This window comes from Mycobacterium sp. (assembly GCF_035653355.1).
In the GTDB taxonomy this organism is placed as follows: Bacteria; Actinomycetota; Actinomycetes; order Mycobacteriales; family Mycobacteriaceae; genus Mycobacterium.
Genome location: NZ_DASRBZ010000420.1, coordinates 1 through 2,668 on the forward strand (window position 1 = coordinate 1; position 2,668 = coordinate 2,668).

General features: G+C 70.4%; 3 protein-coding genes. 1 reads left to right on the plus strand and 2 read right to left on the minus strand.

All coding sequences use genetic code 11. The features are described from left to right. Both VFA16_RS14505 and cobC read right to left on the minus strand, forming a co-directional pair. Positions 1-829 (minus strand): YqfO family protein (locus VFA16_RS14505; protein WP_324968490.1); only part of this gene is annotated, 829 nt, incomplete at its 3' end. Further along, a complete protein-coding gene (cobC, locus tag VFA16_RS14510) occupies positions 826-1,803 on the minus strand; it encodes an Rv2231c family pyridoxal phosphate-dependent protein CobC (protein WP_414687720.1) in 978 nt (325 codons plus the stop codon). The genes VFA16_RS14505 and cobC, both read right to left, overlap by 4 nt. Positions 1,804-1,965: 162 nt before the next feature. On the opposite strand from cobC, the gene VFA16_RS14515 reads away from it, so the two are divergent. Further along, a complete protein-coding gene (locus VFA16_RS14515; RefSeq protein ID WP_324968492.1) occupies positions 1,966-2,658 on the plus strand; it encodes an HAD-IA family hydrolase in 693 nt (230 codons plus the stop codon). Positions 2,659-2,668 lie beyond the last annotated feature (10 nt).

Sequence of the window (2,668 nt, forward strand, 5' to 3'; positions counted from 1 at the left end):
CGCCGGCGGCGCGCACGCCCCATGACGTCTGCGGCAATGCGTTTTCTACCCGAGAGACGAACGCGCGCAACGGTACTGGCCGCGGCAACACACCGATACGGCCCAGCCCGGCATCGTTGGGAGGCGGGGCCAGCGCAAAGATGTCGTAGGCGGGTTCCTCGTACGGGTGGGCGGACCGCATAGCCGCCAGCACGTCGCGGCGCAGCCTGGCCGGTGCGATGACTTCGACGCGGTCCTCGGCGACCCGCTCAATCGCGCCAACGCTGCCGATGGTCGGCGATGCCCCCTCCTGGGGCAGGAACTGCCCGGTGCCGGTGACGCTCCAACTGCAGCACGCGTAGTCGCCGATGTGCCCGGCGCCGGCCGCAAAGACGGCCGCCCTTACCGCCTCGGCATTTTCGGGCGGCACGTAGATGACCCACTTGTCCTGATCGGCGGCGGCGGCCCACGGCTCGAGCACGCCCTCCACGGTCAAGCCGAGCGCCCCGGCGAGCGCGTCGGACACTCCCGGCGATGCCGAGTCAGCGTTGGTGTGCGCGGTGAACAGCGAACGCCCGGACCGGATCAGCCGATGCACCAGCGCACCTTTGGGTGTGCTTGCGGCGACGGTGTCCACACCGCGCAGCAGCAGCGGATGATGGGCCAGCAGCAGCCCGCCGTCGGGCACCTCGTCGACCACCGCCGCCGTCGCGTCCACCGCGATGGTCACTGATTCCACGGTGTCGTCGGGATCGCCACACACTAGGCCGACCGAGTCCCACGGCTGGGCGAGCTGTGGTGGGTAGGCCTCGTCGAGTACGTCGATGACATCGCGCAGCTTCACACTCATCGCGGCACTCCGCTCACCGTGAGCTCGGCGATCGCCTCCGTCAGCACCGGCCACTCCGGGCGCACCGCCGCACGCAGATACCGCGAGTCCAGCCCCACGAAGGTGTCACATCGGCGTACCGCTATCCCCTTGTCCGTCAATCCCTTTCGTAACAGCTCAGCCTCGCCCATGGAGAACAACACGAACGGCGCCCGCCCGTCGACCACCTCGGCGCCCACCGATTCCAGCGCGGCCGCCATCTCGGTGCGCAGCGCCGCGAGCCGCTGTGCGCGCGCCGCGGCCTCGGCCACCGCCTCCGGCGCGCAACACGCCGCGATAGCCTCCAGTTGCAGGGTGCCCACGGGCCAGTGCGCGCGCCGCGCGGTCAGTCGGGCCAACACGTCCGGGGCGCCTAGCGCGTAGCCCACCCGCAGGCCGGCCAGCGACCAAGTCTTGGTGAGGCTGCGCAGCACCACCACGTCAGGCAAGGCGTCACCGGCCAGCGACTCGGTCTCACCCGGAACCGAGTCGGCGAACGCCTCGTCGACCACCACGACGCGGCCCGGCCGGCGCAGCGCGAGGATCTGGTCGCGGGGATGCAGCACCGAGGTGGGGTTGGTCGGGTTGCCCACCACCACTAGGTCGGCGTCGTCGGGCACTTCGGCATCGGCGAGCTGAAACGGCGGTGGCAATACGACATGGTGCATCGGCACCCCCGCCGCGGTCAGTGCCACATCGGGCTCGGTGAACGACGGCGCGATGAGCGCCGCCCGCCTGGGCCGCAGGTTGCTCAACAAGGCGAAACCTTCTGCTGCGCCGGCCAGCAGCGCCACGTCGTCGCGGGCGCGGCCATGGCGGGTAGCCACGGCATCCCGGGCGGCGTGTTCGTCGCGGGCACTCGGGTAACGGGCCAGGTCCGGTAGCCGGGCGGCCAGCCGCTGCACGAGCCAGGCAGGCGGTTGCCGGTGCCGGACGTTGACGGCGAAATCCAGCATGCCCGGCTCGGCCGCCTGATCACCGTGATACCGCGCTCCCCGCGGCGCAATCGAGGCACCGGAGTCCAGACTCGCCACGGGTCAAACAGTAGTGGCCCGCGCTGTCGACCAGCTATCCGGAGCAGCTGACGCGACCGCCCGGCCGTCAAGGACAATGAGGATGTGACAGATACGGTCTTGGCTGAATCGGGGTGCCCGCCTTCTCCGGAGGCTCGCCCGCAGTTGGTGATCTTCGACCTCGACGGCACCCTCACCGATTCCGCGGACGGCATCGTCTCCAGCTTCCGCCATGCGCTGCGCCAGGTCGGCGCCGCTGTGCCCGACGGTGACGTGGCCGCCTGGATCGTCGGTCCGCCGATGCACCACACGCTGGCGTCGATGGGTCTGGGTGAGCACACCGAGGCTGCGATCGCCGCCTACCGCGCCGACTACAGCACCCGCGGGTGGATGGTGAACAGTGTTTTTGACGGCATCGAGCCGCTGCTGGCCGACTTGCGCGCTGCCGGCGTGCGACTGGCCGTGGCGACGTCGAAGGCCGAGCCGACCGCGCAACGCATCCTGGCCCGCTTCGGGCTCGACGAGCACTTCGAGGTCGTCGCCGGCGCCAGCGTCGATGGCTCGCGCAGCAGCAAAACCGACGTGCTGGCGCATGCCCTGGCGCAGTTGCAGCCGCTGCCCCAGCGGGTGGTTATGGTCGGCGACCGCTGGCATGACGTGGAAGGAGCGGCCGCCCACGGCATCGACACCGTGGTGGTCGGCTGGGGATACGGGCAAGCCGACTTCACGGGCCATAGCGCGCCGGCGGTGACACACGTCGCGACCGTCGCCGAACTGCGGAGGGCGTTGGGTGTCTGAATTCGATCGC

What these genes read in the sequence shown, in the direction of transcription:
- cobC (WP_414687720.1), bottom strand. Translation starts at nt 1,803, where the DNA reads ATGCTGGATTTCGCCGTCAACGTCCGGCACCGGCAACCGCCTGCCTGG.